The following is an 18,518-nucleotide window of genomic DNA, read 5'->3' on the forward strand; positions in this document are numbered from 1 at the left end:
CACCAGCGTGCCCGCTGTCAGGCAGAAACTCCACTTATCGACCTGTTCAAATTTGCGGAGCCGGCTCTTAGTACCATCGGCGTTGATCTCGCCAAGTATGTATTCCAAGTGCACGGCGTGGATAGCGCGGGCAAGGTCGTCATCACCCGTCAGTTGCGTCGCAAGCGGGTCATTGACTTCTTTAGCAAGATTCCCCCTTGCCTGGTCGGCATGGAAGCCTGCGGAACCGCTCATCATTGGGCGCGTGAAGTCTCCAAGCTCGGTCACACCGTGCGCCTGATGCCGCCGAGCTACGTGAAGGGCTATGTCAAACGGTCGAAGAACGATGCTGCCGACGCAGCCGCCATTTGTGAGGCCGTGACACGCCCATCAATGCGGTTCGTGCCGATCAAGTCGGCCGATCAGCAAGCCTTGCTGATGTTGCATCGAACGCGAGATCTTTTAGCCGTCAGCGCACGCAGCTGATCAATGCGCTCCGAGCCCACCTTGCCGAGTTCGGCCTCGTTGCGGCAACAGGACGCGAAGGTCTCGCGCAGCTTGCCGCGATCATCACGGACGAGAGTAATCGCGAAGCTCTTCCCTTTGCGATGAAACAGGCGTTGCAGACCATTTATCGATCAACTCGCTGCTCTGGAATTGCAGATCGGGACTCTGGATCGCACCATTCACGCCCATCATCGTGCCAATGACATGAGCTGCCGCCTCGAGACCGTGCCCGGGATTGGCGTGATCGGGGCCACGGCCATTGCTTCTACTGTCACAGACCCGAGCGACTTCAAATCCGGTCGGGATTTTGCGGCATGGATCGGACTTGTGCCGCGGCAGCACTCGACGGGTGGCAAGGAGCGGCTCGGCGGCATCTCCAAGCAGGGAGATCGCTATCTCCGACGGTTGCTCGTTATCGGTGCAACAGCCGTTGTTCGACACGCCCGGCAGCAGCCGCAAAAGCATCCTTGGGTCATGAGGCTGCTGGGCAAGAAGCCGGCCAAGCTCGTCGCCGTTGCCGTTGCCAACAAGATGGCGCGCATCGCTTGGGCGATCATGGCCAAGGGAGGATACTATCGAACGCCGGAGCTTGCTGCAGCCGCCTGAAGAGGCTTGGCAATGGGAGCGTGAGGCGACGGCGGAGCAAGACAACCGAATTGCGAGGGTGATGATGGCGTGATGCGAAACGGTCGAGCCGTCGATTGGGACAACCCGCTTCTGGGTCATGGGCGGCAAAGCCCGTGCGAATGATTGGGACCCGATCCGCGGACTACATCAGGGCCAGCGGTCATGGTGCCGCGCAAACAGGCCGGACACATGACTTGCACCCGACCGCAAGCTGCACGTCAGATTCTTCTTGCGACGCTGGCGTCGTCCACACAGGACCCAATCCGGATCGAGCGCATTAGCATAGGCTGCTCGTACTGCCGTCGAGTAGACCCGGCGACAGCCGTCCAGTCCAACGTCCCGTAGTCGCGGGTGATCTTCACGAGAGGCAGCGCGGTTTCTGCCCAGGGCGCAAATTTCTCCTTGCTGGAATGAGAGGACGCAACCGGCCAAGGATAGAACGAGCCGTCAACTCACCAAAACAACATCATTTAGGTCGGCCACCGACGGGGCGCTCGACTTGATCGAGTTCCGCTCGCGTCAACTTCGGACCATGCGCAAGAAACTCGAAGACAATCACAATAGAACAAAGCTTCCGGTTCCCTTGGGCGGGTCGATCCATGTAGTCCAGCCCAATTCTCCTTCGCCCAGAATCCATTCCGGCGTCTGCCCGGGCGCTAATTCTAGCTGGAGATCCCATGCCAAAGGCTCGCGCAGAATGACGTTAATTAGACGGCAAAGGATGGCGTGGGTCTCGCAACTGGGCAGCAGCGACCGAAACTGCTGCTGGTTGACCGGGCCGAGGCAAAGCCGGAATTTGCCCACGACATCCGGCATGGTTTCGCCAGCAAGGGTGTCAACGCCGAGCTCAAGGCCAGGCCGGCCAAGGCGCCACTGCGCCTCCACTGGAATGTCGATCTCGCGCCAGATGAATTCCTCGACCCGGGCCGAAATATTCAGATGGCTAAAAATTGCGCCGGCCAGAAGCTTGGCCGACCGGCTGCACAATGCAAGCACACCGGCATGCGGCAGCAGCCGTGCCCGCCATTCCCGTTCGTTGGCTGTGTTTTCCCCGGGCATGAGGCCAAAGAGCGCACCAATCAGCACCGAGATCGCGTCGGTTGCGCCCTCCTCGAACCGCAAATGGTGGCGGTAGTACCGCCAGATCCGCAGCAGCAGGCTAATCAGACGGTGATTGAAAAAATCAAAAAAGTCGCCGAGCGATCCCATGCCGTCCGCGTGCATGACCCGTTCGGTGTAGAAGGCCGGCAGCGGCGAGGAGGGGCCGTGCAGCCCGAGGAAATTGACGGTTACCTCCACGCGCTCGCCGGCGGCCTTGATCTGTCTCACTTCCGCGATTTCTTCGGCAGGAAAGCCAAGCGTCGGCGCCGCGCGAAAGCGCACCGCCTCACGCCCGGGATCGTCGGTGGATCCGATCGGGGGAGCGTCGCTGAAGCGCCGCTCGAGAAGCGCGGCGAGCGAGAAGAACCCGCAAGCCGAAAGCTCATCGCGTTCATCGGGCGCGGTCAGAACGGGGTGATCGATCCGATTCTCGCTGGCCATAGGTAGTGTGCGTTGCTTTCCGTGCCGCGGACCGAAAACCGGTGCAGCATGTTGATGCCAGCAAACGTCGCGAAGAAGGCGTCAAGCACCGACCCCAACAGGAACAATTCGCCCTCACCACCGATCTTGCTGTCGATCACGGCCAATTCGATGTTTCGCATTCGGACCGGGGCGCCGCGCACCACGTGATCGGTGTCCGTGGTAACGAACTGGTCGAGGCCTTCGAGCAATAATTCCAGGCGGCGACGCGCCTGAACGTCGTAGACTGCACGGAACTCGTAGCTGGCAAGAACGGTCCGCAACGTACCTATGTTGGCCATGGCGCCGTAATTCCGCGCCAGATTGGCCGTCAACCGCCGCAACAAACCATCACTGACCGGTGGCGGCACTTCTGCAATGACTGCCGTGATATTGGAGAAGGTGACGGAGCGAGGCGTGTCGGAGGTCGGCAGATCCACGCTACCGATAGGCAACCGGTCGGCAATGGATCCGTTGGAGCAGGTCAATTGCAGGGATGCGACGTCGATCGGCGGGTGCTGGCCGATGTCGAGCCGGTCAACGAAACTCACATAGTGATCGACGCCCCGGCCGACCACCGCCGGCCGGATATGCTCGCGAAAGTAGGCGCGGTTGCGCTCGGCGCCGGGGAGGTCGTGGCGCAACAGATCGAATGGCTCGAACTCGATGCGTTCGGGACGGCCTTGCACATAGCCGGTCACACGATCGACGGACCGGATTGAGAAGTTCGGCCCTCCCGAGGCAAGCACGCGGTATTCGGTCTTGGTCCGATTCAGCCGAATTGGCGAGGCCTCATGGCTGAAGACATTGATTGCTGGCGTGCAGTTCAAGCAAATCTGGCCCTTGCCGACGCGCAACTGGGCGGGGAACGGGCGCCGAAACTCGAAAGTGAGCCTGCACTCAGTCTCCGTGTGGGCTGCGAGGGGCTCGAGACCGGACAATTCGACGTAGAGAAATTTCGACGGATAACCGAGATACTCCTGAATGATCCGGAATCCTGAGAAGGCGTTGCGCGGCCAGGGCAAGACCGCCTCGTCATCGCTGAAGCCGATTGGTGCGATCTGTGCCGAGCCGATTGCGGCGACCTGTCGATCCGCCACGGTGACGGTTGCCTGCGTGACGTGACGGCACAGCCACGTCAACAGATAGCGCCCCACTTGCGGCTCTCGCTCCGTCGAGAAGAAGAGGCGGAGCCGACCATTCTTAAGACATGACAGGTTTTGCTGGCCGGTCGCTTTGATACCCAAAATAAGGCGAGCCGAACTCGTCCGGTTCTCGAGCTGAACGTCGTTAATCTCCAGCGGCAGCACGTCAATTGGGTAGCAGGTGACGAACGTGCAGTTCGTTCCCTCAATTGGACGCGAGCGAACGCTCGTGCCGGCCGGTACGTTCAGGCTCGCGGCGCTCGCCGATGGCTTCACGGCAAAGGCCAGAGTCGTAATGGGCGGCAGAGGTTGAAGATATTGCGGCCATACCATCCGCAACAGGCCGTGGACGAATTCGGGAAACTCGTTGTCGAGCTTCTGGCGCAGCCGCGCGACAAGGAAGGCGAAGCCTTCCAATAGCCGCTCTACGTCGGGATCAGTGGCGTCACGCCCGAGAAATGGCGCAAGCTTCGGATTGGCTAAAGCGAAGTCAGTGCCGAGCTCGCGCAAATAGGACAGCTCATCCTCGTAATAGGGATTAAGGGCCACCGCTTCAGCCCCTCACCTGGATGTGCTTCTCGAAGATCGCATCGAAGGCAACCGGCTCCACCTGGTCGTTATAATCGAGCGTCGCGTTGACGTGGAAACTCAGCTGCAGCGGGTTGTCGGGATCGGCATGAAAGCGGATCAAAACATTCTTCAAGCGCGGCTCAAATGTCTCGATCTGCTGCTTGAGCGAACGTGCGAGCGCGCGCACCGCGTCGGCTCCCTGCCCGATCGCATCGTTGAGGTCGGGCATGCCGAAGTCCGGCCGTGTTTCGCAGCAGCCCTGGCGCGAGTTCAGAACCCGACGTAAGTTTTCCAGGACGCTTGCCCGGAAACGGTCGAACGAGGGCTGATTGGTCGCCGTCCCGTCCTCCAAGCGCTCCATAAGGCTGCGGTCGAACATCGCCTACCACCTCTACTGCTTGTCGAGCTTACCCTTGAGCGTCAAAGCAAAATCCGCGCCCATGTACTTCAAGTGTGGAACGACGGCGATGCCGACGCGATACCAGCCCGGTTCACCTTCGACGTCCTCGACGATGATCTCCGCCTTTCGCAAAGGCCGCCGCGAGCGCACCTCTGCCGACGGATTCTCCTGGTCGGCGACATACTGGCGGATCCAGTTGTTCAGCTCGCCTTGCAGCTCTTCCCTGCTCTTCCACGAGCCGATGTTCTCGCGCTGCAGCACCTTGATGTAGTGCGCGAACCGATTGATGATGAACATGTAAGGCAGCTGGCTGCCGAGCTTGTAGTTGAGCTCGGCCGTCTTGCCTTCCTGGGTGTTACCGAAATGTTTCGGCTTCTGCACGGAATTTGCTGAGAAGAAAGCGGCATTGTCAGCCCCCTTGCGCATGGTCAGTGCGATGAAGCCCTGCTCGGCAAGTTCGAACTCGCGCCGGTCCGAGATGAGGACCTCGGTCGGCACCTTGGTCTGCAATTGCCCCATCGCCTCATAGGCATGCAGATTGAGGTCCTCAACCGCCCCACCAGACTGGGGGCCGATGATGTTCGGGCACCAGCGATATTTGGCGAAGCTTTCGGTTAAGCGCGTCGCAAACGCAAAAGCAGCGTTGCCCCAGAGGTAGTTATCGGTTTCGCCATCTGAGGCCTCCTGGTAATTAAACGCCTTCACCGGAACGGTCTCTGGACCATAGGGCAAGCGCAGCAGGAAGCGCGGCAGCGTCAGGCCGAAATAGCGAGCGTCCTCGCTTTCGCGGAATGATGTCCACTTGGCGTATTTTGGTCCCTCGAACACCGATTGCAAGTCCTTCAGACCCGCGATCTCTTCATGACGTTCGACGCCGAACATGTCTGGCGCAGCGGAGGCAATGACTGGTGCATGCGACATGGCGGCCACCGCGCTCATGTACCGCATCAGCTTAACATCCTGGCTGCCACTGCCAAACTCGTAGGCCGATATCATGGCCGCGACAGGCTCGCCGCCGAACTGGCCGTACTCTGCGGTGTAGGCGTGCTTGTAAAGGCCGGACTTGACGATCTCCGGGCTGTCCTCGAAGTCGGTAAGCAGTTCATCCTTGCTGACGCTGAGGATTTCGACCTTGATGTTCTGACGGAAATCGGTGCGATCGACCATGAACTTAAGCCCGCGCCAGGCCGACTCGAGCCCCTGGAACTCGTCCGTGTGCAGCACGTCGTCGAGCTGAGCCGAGATCTTGCGATCGATCTCCGCGATCATCCGATCGACGAGCGCGTTGTTGACCTGCTCGTCGGCCCGGCTCGGGTTGATGAGCTCGGCGACGAAAGCTGCAACGCCCCGGCGGGCGAGGTCGTAACCTTCGTCGCGCGGGGTGATCCTGGTTTCGACGAGGATCTGATCCAACAGCGAAACGTCAGTGGTCGTGGTGGCGACTTCGGCCGGCTGCTGCGCGCTTGTATCGGTCATAGCGCCGTTGCTCCTCAAAACAGCTCGTTGATCCGCTCACTCGCTCTTGCTGGTGAGCTCGCTCAAGAGCCGCGGCCGCGCGCCGTGGTCTTCGAGCAGATTCTGGATGGCTTTGCGGAAACTCGGCACGTTGCCGAGGGGGCTCTTCAGGGCGATTAAGGCCGCGCGCAATTCGGTCAACGCATGCAGTTCGGGGATTTGCTGTGCGACACGCTCGGGTTCGAAGTCCTTCAGGCTCTCAAACTTCAGCGACACCGACAGCTTGCCGGCCTCGGGCTGGTCGTCGAGCCTATTCTCAGCGGAGATATGGAGAGTCAGTTCCTGGCTTTTGACAACCTCGTTGAAATTGTCCTTGTCGATATTGACGAGCTCTCGCTCCTCAATCGGGCTGTCATCGGCCCGTCCGGTGAAGTCGCCTAAAACCAACAACTTGAGCGGCAGCTCGACATCCTCCTTGAGGTTGCCGGTTGCCGGCTTGAAACGGATATTGATGCGCTCCTTCGGCGCGACCGAGCTTTCCTGTGCCATATCAGCTCCCTTTAAGACTTTGTCCCTGACAAGATCAGCTAGCGACCAAGTTGGCTCGCGCGTGCGATGTCGATGCCCGCGACCCGCGTTCGGATTTGCTCGAGCGCGGCGCGACGGCGAGGCTCGTCAATCATTTGCGGCGAGTCGGAATGGGTCATCGCGCGAAAGCGCAATTCGGCGACGGCGAGCGCAAGCGTGGGCTCCCAGCTTTCGAGGTTGCGCTCGGCGATCACCTCTTCCATGTGCTCCAGCAGCGGGATGGCGGTCGTGACGAATCCGGCTTCGATACAGAAACGTGCTTGCGCAAGCTGGCCCACGAACCGCGCTCGTTCTCCGGTCGCGCGGTCTAGCGCACGCGACAGCTTCTCGAGTGCGGCCTGCCGGTGCCCGCTGCCGATGAGCCTGTGTGCCTCGGCAACCGCTTCATCGATAGGATCACGGCCCGTCGACACGTCCGCTGCGCCCACCGCGGCCCAGGCACGCGTTTCCTCGTCCGCAAACGGCCGGCCGTCGTCGAATTGAAACGCCAAGGTCCGCGGATAGCGTGTCGCCAGCAGAGCTACTGCCGCGCGCACCGCCGCGGCCGCCGGCTCAAAGAGCGGCCCCATTTGCTCCAGCGCCTTGGCGGCATGCCGGTGAGCATCGAGCCAGAACGGCGCTGTCCAGACGATCTCTTCGGCTAAATTCACGACATCGGCGTGCTGACCGACCGCGAGCTTTGCTTCTAACGCAAAGATGTGATCGTCGGGCGGCGATATCATCGTGCGGCCCCCCGTATCAGGCGGCAGCGCATCAAAACGCAGCCATGAGCCAATGCGATTGAGCAGATAGACCTTCGGGTCTGAAGGCGAGGCGACGCGCCGGACAGCCGCAGCCTGCCGCAACATATCAGGCAAGCGGTCGATAAAGCAGGTCCCGTCGCCATCACCGCCAGCCGGTAGCGATGCCTCCGCTGCTGCCGGTTGAGCCTCCTCAACCGGCGCGGTGGATACGGCCGGTGCGGCAGCGGCCTCTTCGGCAGCTTGGGCGGCCTCGGTCGCACGTTCAGCCGCCGCGGAGATCGCTCGCTTGGCCTGTTCGTAATGCGGTTGCAGGGCCCTCAATAACTCGCCCAAAGCGGCTTGCTCATTGACCAGCTTTTCGCGCAATTGGCGATCGAGATCATCGAGCACCTCATAGGCGGCGAGCACTGCCGCATAGTCGGCGTCGGTCGGCGCATTCTCGGCCACCTCCGGTCCAACGCGACCAACGAGCCAATCGATCGCTCCGACGCGCGCCCGTTCCCGCCTGATCGGCGGAAAGAGGCCCTCCCAATGGGCGTCCACCATGCCGCGCAAAACGCCTAAACCGACGGCAAGACCCTGGTATCCTCCAGTCCGAAACAAACCATAGGTCGCCCAGCAGGCGACCAAAATGTCCTTTGACTGGTTCGACAGGATATGGAGCGACAGTGTACTGACTTTGCTCCAATCAACCGCAGCTGGTCCGTCGGCATCCATGCGCCGCACCTCGGCTTCGAGCCGTTCGAATTCGGCCGCATCACGGACATTAATGCCGGTGGGCACGGGGCCCGGCACAGGGGCAGCGCCGTGGCGCGCACGCGCATCGATGCTGTCTCGAACCACCACCCAAGAGTCGATCACGGTGACAAAACCATACGCGGACGCGCATTGCGACGGATCGCGACATTGGGACAGTCAACGTCGTAACCGCCGCATACAATAAGCTGAGAGTGGACATTCTTGTAAGCCACCACTGCCCCTCCTTGCACAGGCGCTGCTGGATGCCATTCCTCTTTCAAGCCTTATGCCAATTGCAATGGCTTGATTTGTAAAGCGATTCTCTCAATCGAAGACGTCATGGCCCCGACAGCTTGTTGCAAATCCGACATCAGAGGCGTCGGTGGTGGCTCATGGGTCGGCTCAGTCATTGGCCTCCTGGAGCCTGGGCGCAGGCAAACGCGCCACGCGCGCTCGCGCCTGCGAAACTTGGAAAGACAATGAGACGAGGATTTTTCAACACGGTACGTCGATGTTTCGTCGTTGGAACATCCCAGTTCGTACGCGACAGCGGCGACTCGCCGCAGGCCCCGATGCAGCCCCATCCTGACGATAGGGAGCGCCTCAATGAGGTCCTCAAATGACATCAAGAGGGCTGCGATTGCGGGCGAGCCTGCCGCGGGTCGACTCAAGCCGCAATCCGTTGCGAGTATTGCGGGCTCTATTCGCCGCTTCTCTTGCTGGCTCTCCGAGAAAAAACAGGGCATTGTTGTTCGGCCTCACGACGCGTCGCTGAACGAAGATGCCAAGCTTTACAAACTAAAGTGTGGTGACAGAAAAATCTTCGATGGGCTGACTCATCTCCGGAACTTCATGTTGGGGACCAGAGCGCTGGAAGTCTTGCGCCCGCAGCTCGCTCCCTATTCCGAAGACGCGGCTCTCATCCAAAAGGCAGCCGAGGCGGCCAGAGCGGGCATCGCGAGCGGAACTCCATGGCAGGGATCTGAAAAGCCGTACAGTGTCAGCAGGGCCGCTACCATGCTTCGCAAGTTCAGTAAGTGGCTCCAGACGCAGCACATGAGCGCGATAGCAGGCCGCCTCGACGACCATTCGCTGCAGGAAGATGGCAAGGAATTCAGGCGCGTCAGAAATAGCCACTCGCTGCGCATCGAATTGAAGCTGCTTTGGACGTACAACTCGCTACGGGGATCTCCCGCGGCAACCATCAGCGAAAACGACTTAGATCTGTTGGAGTCCTGGAGCAGGAGATGGAAGTAGACGGGCCACCGTCAGCCGCGCGGGGAAGTCGCCCCGCAGCTCGCCTTGCTGCAGGCGTCTGCCGCGGCAGCCATCAACGACAACGACTTAAATCTGCTGGAGCTGCTATCGCGGGAGACGGAAATAGACGGATCACGGTCGCCCCCGGGGAAAGGCACCTCGCAGCACACCTCGTTGCAGGCGTCTCCCGCCGCGGCGGCCATCAGCGGCAACTATTTTGAGCTGCTGGCGCTGCTGGAGCGGGAGATGGAAGTTGTCGGCAGCGGGGGAAGACGGTCCGCAGTTCAACTCATTCCAGGAGTCGCTCGAACAACTGCTCGTTGTGCCGGAGACGCCATTGGAATTAAATTACCACTTTCGCCTCTACCGGACTCCGATGGCAGTTTGAATTTTGATACGGCCTTACTTTACGAAATGCGAAACGATGCTCACGACAGCCGGGCTTCGTGCGAGTTGGTTCAGCCGCAACAGTCATCCTATCCGGCAGCCGCGATACCGGCTTGGGCGCCGACGGATGATTTCGGACACATTGTGCCCTTGGGCTGGAATCATGGGTTCCAACCGGCCCCCGACGTCCTGATCGGCGCACTGAACCGAACAGGCGTTCTCCCGGGGCCGTTCCAGGCGACAAATCTGTTTATTCGTGGTCAGCCCTACATGGCGCAGCTGGGGGCAGGGATACGGGAAGCGACCCCCAACAATCCGCTCGGCGCAAACATTAATCTGATCCCCGGAATTAAGGACGGCTAAAGTCCGCACTTCAAGCTGTGGGAACTGAGCAGCCAAGGTTCTGAATGTGCCGTCGCCAGTCGTCATCCCGCGTTGATCAAACCGCGATAATTTGCAGTCCCGCATCACGGATTGAACTTCAGCATCTTGACAAAATGCTCCGCGTCCAGCCCCGCCCAAGGCATCGTCGAGCAGGATCACTCCGAGCGAACCGTTTGTGGGATCGGGAGACGAAGCCTTCGAGGACACGGCGGCGGCCATGGCACGCCGAGATCTCGGGCCGAGCGAGCGGCGTTCAAAAGCCGCGCGAGCTGCGGCATGGGCACGTCGGGAAATGACGTGACGTCGGTTGCACAAGCCTCATGGTCGCGTTCTCGCGCCGCAAGGCTTTCATCCTCACGCGTCTTCGCGGTCTCGAGCCTCTGCTTGTGCTCGCGCCAGAAGTCCCGTGCATCGTTCAGGAAGCCGAGGACGCGCAAGCGCACCCCGTGCGCAACGTCATGCTCGGGCAGCGCCCTGGCATCCCGTTCGAGGAGCGCGGCGGCCAACACCTGCCGCGCGTCGGAAAGATCCCTCGCCGCGTCGGCCACTATCCTCTCGGCGTTGCGGGTCGCTTCGCGACATTGCGACGACTTCTGTTCCAGCTTCGTCCGCTCGGCCTCCAGTTCCAATATCTGCTGCGCTTTCGCGCAATCTCGCTGGCCGCAGAGATCTTTTAGCGTCTTACGCATGTCGGTTGCGCTCGCCATCGCTCGCTGCAGCTCGTCGACGACGGATCCGAGAGCGACTTGGAAGGGCCTGGCGCCTGGCCAACCAGCACCTTGTAGGCCTTCCAGGCGGCATCATAGACCTCGCGTTCCTTTGTCGCCTCACGCTCTTCGCCGAACAGTCGCTGCAATTCGACCTTGGCGGCCTCGACGGGCCTGCTCGCGTCCGCGCCGGCGGCCGAGCAGATGCCTCGGCGCCATCACCTTGAAGGACGCATAGCGGGTCGCGCGCATCAGATCCGATGGGACGGCGTTGGACTCCCCTTCAATCTCATTCGGTCCGGGACACGCTTCACCTTGCCGAGCTACGCATTCACGAAGGCGCGGGCGGTGGCATTCTCGGCTTCGATCACCCCGGCCAGGGAATGCTCCGGTGCGAGCGGGTTGTCGTCCAATACTTTCGGCTTGACGATCTGGATTCCCGTGCTCTGGGAGGAGTTCCGCCTCATGCGGACGGCGTCGAGGTAGCGGCAGCCCTCCATGAGGATCATCGCCTCGCACGTGTTGCCTCGTAGCCGGCCAAGGTTCTGGTGCCGGCATGAGACGCTCCAGCCAGCTCCATCAGCCCAAGCGTGTCACCGCGTCACAAATGCGGACGCCCCCTGAGTCGATCCCGAAGTGCCTGCCGATCGGCGACGAGGTTGTCGAGGTGAAGCGGCTCGTCGTCAGGCCGCTGTCCTTCCGCCAATCGTCCAACCAGCGTCCGTGTGGCGTCCAGGACAAAGACGCCGCAATCATATTTGTTCCCCTGTCGGGCCATGCGGGCTGGCTCAAGGCGAGTGCCCAGCCTTCCTGCGAGTTGTCTTGCCTCGGTGCTGTTAGATCTCCGGATGGAGTTGTAGTGATAGGCAACCCTCCCTTCCGGCTCGCGGCGATCAACGAGCAGCAGCGACCAATGCGTACCGCCGCCACCGACACCGCCATCGTTCACTGGCACGAACAGGAAGTTGGCGGTATCGTTACCATCCTCGTCGTTGACGATCCCCCGCAAGATTTCCTGCCGGGTGTCCTCGTCCTTGGTCAAGCGCAGCAAATGAGCTTGCGCGGGCCGCAGAAACCGCGTCCGGGCGGCCAGATCCGAATTGTCCCTCTGCAACTCCCGCTCAAGCAGTGTGTAATCCGCCGTGATATGCTCGTCACCCAACAATTCCGTGGGACCGAGCACCAGCGGAGGCTGCAGCGGGATGCCCGATCCTGAGGCCTGTCCATCCGATTGATCCAGATGGCCGGACAACTTTTCGCGACGGCTCCCTCGGAGGGCTTTGCCAACCCCTGACTTAAAACACGACCACAGCCCACAGCCTTTGGCATTCTTCGTCGACATCGCAGACGTCGCAGCCCTGGTTGATGACGATGTTTCTCCCATATATCCCGGGAAGCTTTCGATGCCCGCCCCTAACGGCTCGTGAGATTCGAGTCCATATCCAGGGATGAGCAGAACGCTAAGTCCTCCCAGATTGTTTGGGGTCGCCTCCCTTGTTCCTTGCCCCAACTTCGTCGTGTAAGGCCGACCATGGATGTAAAAATGTGCTCGCGACCGGAGCGGTGTCGTCGGCAGGAGGCCTTTTCTGTTCAGTGAACCGATCAGGGCATCGGGCGCTGATTGGCAACTATGGTCCCATCCCAAGCCGACGATATGTGTGAAGTCCTTCGCACGTGGGAAGTCCTCCGCCGGCACGATGGCCTGTATGTCAACCGCGGGGTGTGACAACTGGGCTGGCAGATCCAAGTGGCTCCCAGCGGCGCTAGACCCAGGAGGCGCCGGTCGCTCAAGATGGCCGAAGGTCGATGATGGCTCGGCCCTTGCAGACCGCGATGGCAACATTGGCTGCGTCCTCCCAAGGTCCCATCCCGGATTGGTTGGAATTGAAGGCGGCATAGTCTCCGCGGTAATCAACCTCGAACATCCGGCGCTGGAGCACTGGATCGGAGACCACGCCATGCGGAGCACTATCAGCGTCACTTACCGCGATCAAGTAACGGGCATCGTGGTCCGGCAGGTCCCTTGAATTCATCTCCACAAGAGGGACCAGGACTTCGCGTCCGTCCCGCGCAACCTTCCCCATGCTCATGATCAGCGAGCTGAACGGAGTTAGACACGTACGTGACACGATCGACTAGAGAGCGTACAATGCGACCGAGTCCGGATCGCGAGCCGCTCGGGCGTACTCCGAAACGCCAAACCCTTATGCGAGGGTCGCAGAACGCGAGCGAACTGAACCCTTATCGCGCGTCACGCAGTCTCAAAACCGCGCAAAATACAAGATCAACGATGCACGGGAAGGCAACTCGATTGGCGCATGGGATACACGTGCGTCTCTCAATTTCCGCTACCAACCATCGAGCATCTTGTGATCGTTTTGGCTTAACTACATTCCTGCTCGTCTGGCGCGAGACGCAACAATTTTGCGGCACGGTCAACTACCAACCCTCGTAATTGATCTCGATGACAGAAACATGTCACCTTCCACTGATGAACGTCGGCCGATCAAACGCACCGGCAAGGAATGGCATGCAAAACCAATCACAACAATCTGTTCCCGCCAGTGGCTCTGGTCCACGCGCTGATTCCTCACTCACTGAAATGCTGCGCGCTCAGGTCTGCTCCAGCAGCGAACTCTCATTCCTCATGGAAGCGCATGACGGCCTCTCCGCCGCGATCGCCGAGCGCGCAGGTTTCAAGGGTCTCTGGGCGTCGGGTCTGTCGATTGCCTGCTCCCTCGCGGATACCGCGATGCCAACGAAGCGTCCTGGAGCCAACTCGTCGGCGTAGTTGAGCGCATCGTGGACTCGACTGAGCTCCCTGTGCTTGTTGATGGGGACGGAGGCTTCGGGAACTTCAACAATGCTCGTCTGCTGGCACGCAAACTCCGTCAGCGTGGCGCTGCTGGCGTCGCACTGGAGGACAGTTGCTTCCCCAAGATGAACTCGCTTGTTGGCGATAGGCATCCCCTCGCCGATATCGATGAATTCTCCGGCCGCTTGCGTGCCGTGAAGGATACAGTCGCGGACGACTTGGGTCCTTGTGGCCCGGATCGAAGCGCTAATCGGCGGCCATGGAATGGACGAAGCAATCTTGCGCGCTCACGCTTACGCCGACGCGGGAGCCGATGCGATCCTCATTCACTCGCGCAAGAGCGCCGCAGACGAGATCCTTTCGTTCGCACGCGCCTGGCGGAACCGGTTGCCAGTCGTGATCGTTCCAACGAAATACTATCGAACGCCGGTCTCTGCGTATCGCAATGCGCGCATCTCCACAGTGATCTGGGCCAACCACTCCATGCGAGTTGCATAGCGGCAATACGGCAGGTCTGCGGTCGTATCATCGCTGAGGAGACCACGGCGAGCATTGAACCCAATATTGTGACGCTCGACGAGGCCTTCCAACTGTTGAGATACGACGAACTTGCCCGCGCGGACGCGCGATATCTCCCCTCACCCTGACCGACGGCAAATAGCGTCTCATCCGCGCTGCAACATACGCCGATGTCGCAATAGTTTCCGGCTCCTCCTGTGGCATCGATCTTGAATTACTCGGCAAAGCCCTGCGGCGTTCTGACCGTAAGCCTCCGGCGGGGCTTTCAATTACCCACATTTAGTCGAATGGGCTGAGGGAGTGTGTTTCGGCATGGAATAAGGGCTCTGACTCACTTTTGGTGCAGCGACCGGCGTGCTGCGGGTGGCAGAGTGGTTGATTCAACCTCTTGGGGGAATCATCGCAGATGTGCCGTAAGACCCATACCGCGACGCTGACACCAGCGGGCCTTGCTGTCGATGGCGTCGAGATCGGGGCCGCGAAGATCATCGTAATGGCAAGACCGAGCACAAAGATGGCGACCTGTCCTGAATGCGGCGCAGTTTCGGGTCGGATCCATAGCCGCTACAGGCGACGCCTGGTCGATTTGCCTGCCCACGGTCGAATCGTCGAGATCAATGTTGAGACACGCCGGTTTCGATGTGTCGGGACAGGCTGCAGGCGGCGCATTTTTGTCCAGCGCCTCGGTGACGCGGTCGCATTGCCGTCAGCCCGCCGAACGGCGCGGATGGATGGCATCGTGCATCGCCTCGGGCTCGCATTGGGCGGGCGTCCCGGACATAACTTGGCAAGCCGCCTGGCAATTCCGGTCAGTAAAGATACCTTGCTTAGAACGGTTCGACGGCGCACGGCACGCCCTCGCGACCCCTTGCGCGCAGTCGGCATTGACGACTGGGCCTGGCGCAAGGGATGCCAGTACGGCACCGTCATCTGCGATCTCAAGCGCCGCCGCATCGTTGCACTCCTGCCGGATCGCGCGAGTGGCACCAGTGCCGCCTGGCTGCGCGGCCACCCCAGCATCGAGTTCATTGCCCGGGATCGTGGCGCGAGCTACGGCGACGCCGCATCCAAGGGTGCGCCCCAGGCCCTACAAATCGCCGATCGTTGGCACCTCTTCGAAAACGCCAGCGCGAGCTTTCTTGATGTCGTGCGCCAGAACATGCACGCCATCCGTAAATCGTCGGCCACTGACAACATCGACCCCACATTACTCAGTTGTGCCGAACGCAAGCGGTGGGAGAATTTCCAACACCGCAAGAAGACGGTCGATGCGGTGTTGCGGCTGCTCGAACAGAGAACTCCACTCAAACAGATTACTCGCCGGCTCAGCCTTGCACGCCAGACGGTTCGACGTATTGCCCGAGGCGGCGGACTAGAGGTCTTCCGCAGCCGCGTGAGCATCCTCGAGCCGTATGCCGAGACGCTCGACGCGCTCTGGACGGGCGGCTGCCGAAATGGCGCCGAACTCTGGCGCCGGTTGCGGATACAGGGATTCCAAGGATCCCTTCGGGTCGTCGCCGAATGGGCCACCCGCCGCCGCCTCGATGAGTCATCGAATCTGGCCGGGCGGGTGAGGAAGACCCCGTCGGCACGCAAGATTGCGCGGCTTATGACAATCGAACGCGATCAAGTACCGAGGGATCAGGCATCGATGATGGCCAAGATCGCGCACGATGTTCCACAGTTGCTCGAGGCCCGCGACTTGGTCGATCGTTTCCACGAAATCATGCGCCAGCAAAAGGCCGCCGACCTCGATCCGTGGATCGCCGCAGCGATCGATAGTCCACTCAGCTCGTTTGCCAAGGGCATCATCGCGGATCGCGACGCCGTTCAAGCCGCGATCATCCAACTATGGTCGAACGGCCAGACCGAAGGTCAAATCACAAAGCTCAAGCTGGTGAAGCGTCAGATGTATGGGCGTGCAAAAATCGATCTGCTCGAGGCACGCCTCATCGGCGCCGCGTAAACAACTGCACCAAAAGTGAGTCAGAGCCCCTTCGCAACCCCAGTCACCCTCAATCCCGCTTGTTAACGGACGACTCGAAATTCCGGGCGGTTTTGCAGCGCGCGTCGGCTGCCATCCACCCGCGACGGGGGATGTCGTTTTAGGATTACCTGGGCAACCCATCTTCCCCTACCAAATTTGATAGTTGTTGTCGTTCGCGTTCGCCGTATTCTCCTGATTGTCAATTGTGCTCAGGAGAGATCTACGTGGCCGTTGAACACTCGCCGCGCTTCTTGATGTGTCCACGACATCATTCTTTGAGCTATAATGACGAGGCGGAAATCACGTCCTTCAAGTATAGCGCGACAATCTGGGTGGGGTGCGCCAGGCCAAGCTGGCGAGTTCTAGCCGGTGCAAGTCCGGCCTGGGTAAGGGGTAGCGCCCGCCCGGTAGCGAGTGTTGCGACGTGGGAGGTGACGACCACGGCGAAGCGTACACAGCAATCATGTGAGGTGTGGGAGTGAGCCACGATAGTGATAAGATCGCAGGGGCCGAGACGTTCTCATCCGTCGAAGGCAACACGTGCGGAGCCGACAAGCGAGGCACCGTCGCCCTGCCGGGGTCTAGGGCCACATCACGTATGAAAGGAACGCGTCGGAACCTGGGAGGTCTCTTGCACGGCCGGGTGGCGTCCAGCCACACCGGTCCGCATCGGGAAGGCGAGGAGCCGTAGCCGATGATGAACGGACAGGAGAAGTCTGACTCCGGCATAGTAGCTGGGAAGCCGACGAACAAATCCGGGCAACCGGCAGCGGAGTTGGTGGAGCCAAGGCCGGAGACCAAGGGGAACGCGGAACAGCAACACATGCATCCGATCGATCTGCTGATGGCATCACAGACAAATCATCAGCTGGGTCAACCGGGGTCAAGCGACAGCAACGAGATTTCGAACGTGCACGCCCCCATTGATTCGCAGCAGGATGCTACGCCGAATCGTGGCAAAAGCTCCGTTCCTGCAGAGGTAGATGGCTTACCAAAAACAATTAAGCGTACGCCGTTAATGGCCAAACGCCTTTCGCAACTCATTAAGAAATTCAAGGCCCCATTACTAGTGCCGGCGCGTCCTTTGGCAACACCAGTTCTGCAATATGACAGAAGCCCTGGATCAGAAGATAACTTTAGATCATCGGATGAGTTTGATCTTCCGGAAGGCTGCAATGCAACAGGCTGGAAGGACCTGCATGTGTCCGGCAGCGCCAGTATTGCTTCCATCGAACAGGTTAGTAGGTTGAACCCATCGCCGGAGAGCCCAGTAATTGTACTTGACGTCCGGGAGGAGTCCCATGCGATCGTTGGCGGTTTTCCGGGGACTTGGCGGGTGCCCAATAACTGGGCGAATGTTGGCAAATCGCGCGAAGAAGTCCTAGCGGATGAACGCGATAGGATACATGCGCTAAAAGGGGAAGAGACAGTGCAGATGCTTCACCGCAAAGACGTTAAGAATGAGGTTGATAATCCGCGCTCAGTGACCTTGAGTAGACCGCAAATCTTTAGCGAAGAAGAAGTCGTAAGAGCGGCGGGTGCAAAATATGTGCGTTTGATGGTGTCCGACCATCTCGGTCCGCGCGCAGAGGATGTTGATGCGTTTATTGAAATGGAGCGGGGCATGGCGGCTCACGAGAAGCTGCATGTGCACTGTGGTGTAGGTCAAGGCCGCACGGGCATCTTTATCGCAATGCACGACATGCTGCGTAATTCCTCAAGGGTGTCGTTTGAGGACATCATAAATAGGCAGCTCGCGTTTAACCCTGGCCGAGCCTTGGATTTCCACAAAAACATCGCCCACGAAGAGCGTTCAGACTTCCGCAATGATCGGCTGGAGTTCATTTCGCTCTTCTACGAATATTCCAAAGCAAATTCCAATGGACAACCCTTGTTATGGTCCGAATGGCTTGACCTCCATAGCCCCGAAGGGACCGATAACGAACGGTAACCGTTAGCATATTAGCAGCAGAAATCGGTCGTGCACCTGGTTGATGGGTCGGCGAGCTATGCCTGAATCGGGGTGACGGAGCCGATCAGGCGGCGTGGTTTTGGTAAGCGCTTAGCCGCACAGAGCCGGCTCCGCAAATTTGAACAGGTCGATAAGTGGAGTTTCTGCCTGACAGCGGGCACGCTGGTGCCTGCGAATC

General features: G+C 60.0%; 14 protein-coding genes and 2 pseudogenes. 6 read left to right on the plus strand and 10 right to left on the minus strand.

All coding sequences use genetic code 11. From position 1 onward, the window contains the following. Positions 1-42 precede the first annotated feature (42 nt). Positions 43-1,092 (plus strand): annotated as a pseudogene (locus ACFXS9_RS20325) (IS110 family transposase). Between the two features lie 576 nt (positions 1,093-1,668). Here the strand turns inward: ACFXS9_RS20325 and tssG are convergent. From tssG to tssA, 6 genes are read right to left on the minus strand one after another with little or no spacing between them, the layout of a single operon-like run. Then, on the minus strand, positions 1,669-2,655 hold the full coding sequence (gene tssG / locus ACFXS9_RS20330) for a type VI secretion system baseplate subunit TssG (protein ID WP_392691496.1): 987 nt from the start codon (positions 2,653-2,655) through the stop codon (positions 1,669-1,671). Beyond that, positions 2,619-4,367: a type VI secretion system baseplate subunit TssF gene (tssF, locus tag ACFXS9_RS20335; RefSeq protein WP_392691499.1), complete on the minus strand. Its 1,749-nt coding sequence runs from the start codon at positions 4,365-4,367 to the stop codon at positions 2,619-2,621. The genes tssG and tssF overlap by 37 nt, the downstream gene beginning before the upstream one ends. Before the next feature lie 4 nt (positions 4,368-4,371). Next, on the minus strand, positions 4,372-4,767 hold the full coding sequence (gene tssE, locus ACFXS9_RS20340) for a type VI secretion system baseplate subunit TssE (protein WP_392691502.1): 396 nt from the start codon (positions 4,765-4,767) through the stop codon (positions 4,372-4,374). Positions 4,768-4,779: 12 nt separating this feature from the next. Then, complete coding sequence (gene tssC, locus ACFXS9_RS20345; protein WP_392691504.1) at positions 4,780-6,264, minus strand: type VI secretion system contractile sheath large subunit; 1,485 nt, start codon at positions 6,262-6,264, stop codon at positions 4,780-4,782. 36 nt (positions 6,265-6,300) lie between these two features. Then, positions 6,301-6,792, minus strand: a complete 492-nt coding sequence (tssB, locus tag ACFXS9_RS20350) for a type VI secretion system contractile sheath small subunit (RefSeq protein ID WP_057846630.1) — start codon at positions 6,790-6,792, stop codon at positions 6,301-6,303. 38 nt (positions 6,793-6,830) lie between these two features. After that, complete coding sequence (gene tssA / locus ACFXS9_RS20355; RefSeq protein WP_392691507.1) at positions 6,831-8,435, minus strand: type VI secretion system protein TssA; 1,605 nt, start codon at positions 8,433-8,435, stop codon at positions 6,831-6,833. Positions 8,436-8,918: 483 nt separating this feature from the next. On the opposite strand from tssA, the gene ACFXS9_RS20360 reads away from it, so the two are divergent. Together ACFXS9_RS20360 and ACFXS9_RS20365 are read left to right on the plus strand one after the other, a co-directional pair. Next, positions 8,919-9,569 carry a hypothetical protein gene (locus ACFXS9_RS20360; RefSeq protein WP_392691509.1) on the plus strand — a complete coding sequence of 217 codons (651 nt, stop codon included), beginning with the start codon at positions 8,919-8,921 and terminating at the stop codon, positions 9,567-9,569. A gap of 45 nt (positions 9,570-9,614) precedes the next feature. After that, complete coding sequence (locus ACFXS9_RS20365) at positions 9,615-10,319, plus strand: hypothetical protein (RefSeq protein ID WP_392691512.1); 705 nt, start codon at positions 9,615-9,617, stop codon at positions 10,317-10,319. Between the two features lie 176 nt (positions 10,320-10,495). Here the strand turns inward: ACFXS9_RS20365 and ACFXS9_RS20370 are convergent, their stop codons facing one another. From ACFXS9_RS20370 to ACFXS9_RS20385, 4 genes are all read right to left on the minus strand, one after another. Then, positions 10,496-11,047 carry a hypothetical protein gene (locus tag ACFXS9_RS20370; RefSeq protein ID WP_156434005.1) on the minus strand — a complete coding sequence of 184 codons (552 nt, stop codon included), beginning with the start codon at positions 11,045-11,047 and terminating at the stop codon, positions 10,496-10,498. A 323-nt stretch (positions 11,048-11,370) separates the two neighbouring features. Then, positions 11,371-11,556 (minus strand): hypothetical protein, encoded by a 186-nt coding sequence (locus ACFXS9_RS20375; RefSeq protein ID WP_057846625.1) that lies wholly within the window; start codon positions 11,554-11,556, stop codon positions 11,371-11,373. A 92-nt stretch (positions 11,557-11,648) separates the two neighbouring features. Beyond that, entirely contained in the window at positions 11,649-12,794 is a 1,146-nt protein-coding gene (locus tag ACFXS9_RS20380) for a Ulp1 family isopeptidase (protein WP_197427500.1), read from the minus strand. A gap of 40 nt (positions 12,795-12,834) precedes the next feature. Continuing rightward, a complete protein-coding gene (locus tag ACFXS9_RS20385) occupies positions 12,835-13,137 on the minus strand; it encodes a hypothetical protein (protein ID WP_057846623.1) in 303 nt (100 codons plus the stop codon). Between the two features lie 512 nt (positions 13,138-13,649). Here ACFXS9_RS20385 and aepX point away from each other — a divergent pair. The 3 genes and pseudogenes from aepX to xopH all read left to right on the plus strand — a co-directional run bounded on the left by aepX (position 13,650) and on the right by xopH (position 18,319). Next, a pseudogene (gene aepX, locus ACFXS9_RS20390) lies at positions 13,650-14,509 on the plus strand (phosphoenolpyruvate mutase). Between the two features lie 278 nt (positions 14,510-14,787). Further along, positions 14,788-16,347, plus strand: coding sequence for an ISL3 family transposase (locus ACFXS9_RS20395; protein ID WP_392691516.1), 1,560 nt, complete (start codon positions 14,788-14,790; stop codon positions 16,345-16,347). A 715-nt stretch (positions 16,348-17,062) separates the two neighbouring features. Beyond that, positions 17,063-18,319 (plus strand): type III secretion system effector XopH, encoded by a 1,257-nt coding sequence (gene xopH, locus ACFXS9_RS20400; RefSeq protein ID WP_392691519.1) that lies wholly within the window; start codon positions 17,063-17,065, stop codon positions 18,317-18,319. Positions 18,320-18,518: the final 199 nt, after the last annotated feature.

The sequence above is a fragment of the Bradyrhizobium sp. RDI18 genome, from assembly GCF_043203335.1.
Classification (GTDB): Bacteria; Pseudomonadota; Alphaproteobacteria; order Rhizobiales; family Xanthobacteraceae; genus Bradyrhizobium; species Bradyrhizobium retamae.

Bases quoted from the DNA above. Each gene is read 5' to 3' on its own strand.
- tssG (WP_392691496.1), bottom strand. From the start codon at position 2,655: ATGGCCAGCGAGAATCGGATCGATCACCCCGTTCTGACCGCGCCCGAT.
- tssE (WP_392691502.1), bottom strand. From the start codon at position 4,767: ATGTTCGACCGCAGCCTTATGGAGCGCTTGGAGGACGGGACGGCGACC.
- tssC (WP_392691504.1), bottom strand. From the start codon at position 6,264: ATGACCGATACAAGCGCGCAGCAGCCGGCCGAAGTCGCCACCACGACC.
- tssB (WP_057846630.1), bottom strand. From the start codon at position 6,792: ATGGCACAGGAAAGCTCGGTCGCGCCGAAGGAGCGCATCAATATCCGT.
- ACFXS9_RS20360 (WP_392691509.1), top strand. From the start codon at position 8,919: ATGAGGTCCTCAAATGACATCAAGAGGGCTGCGATTGCGGGCGAGCCT.
- ACFXS9_RS20370 (WP_156434005.1), bottom strand. From the start codon at position 11,047: ATGGCGAGCGCAACCGACATGCGTAAGACGCTAAAAGATCTCTGCGGC.
- ACFXS9_RS20375 (WP_057846625.1), bottom strand. From the start codon at position 11,556: ATGATCCTCATGGAGGGCTGCCGCTACCTCGACGCCGTCCGCATGAGG.
- ACFXS9_RS20385 (WP_057846623.1), bottom strand. From the start codon at position 13,137: ATGAGCATGGGGAAGGTTGCGCGGGACGGACGCGAAGTCCTGGTCCCT.
- ACFXS9_RS20395 (WP_392691516.1), top strand. From the start codon at position 14,788: ATGTGCCGTAAGACCCATACCGCGACGCTGACACCAGCGGGCCTTGCT.
- xopH (WP_392691519.1), top strand. From the start codon at position 17,063: ATGATGAACGGACAGGAGAAGTCTGACTCCGGCATAGTAGCTGGGAAG.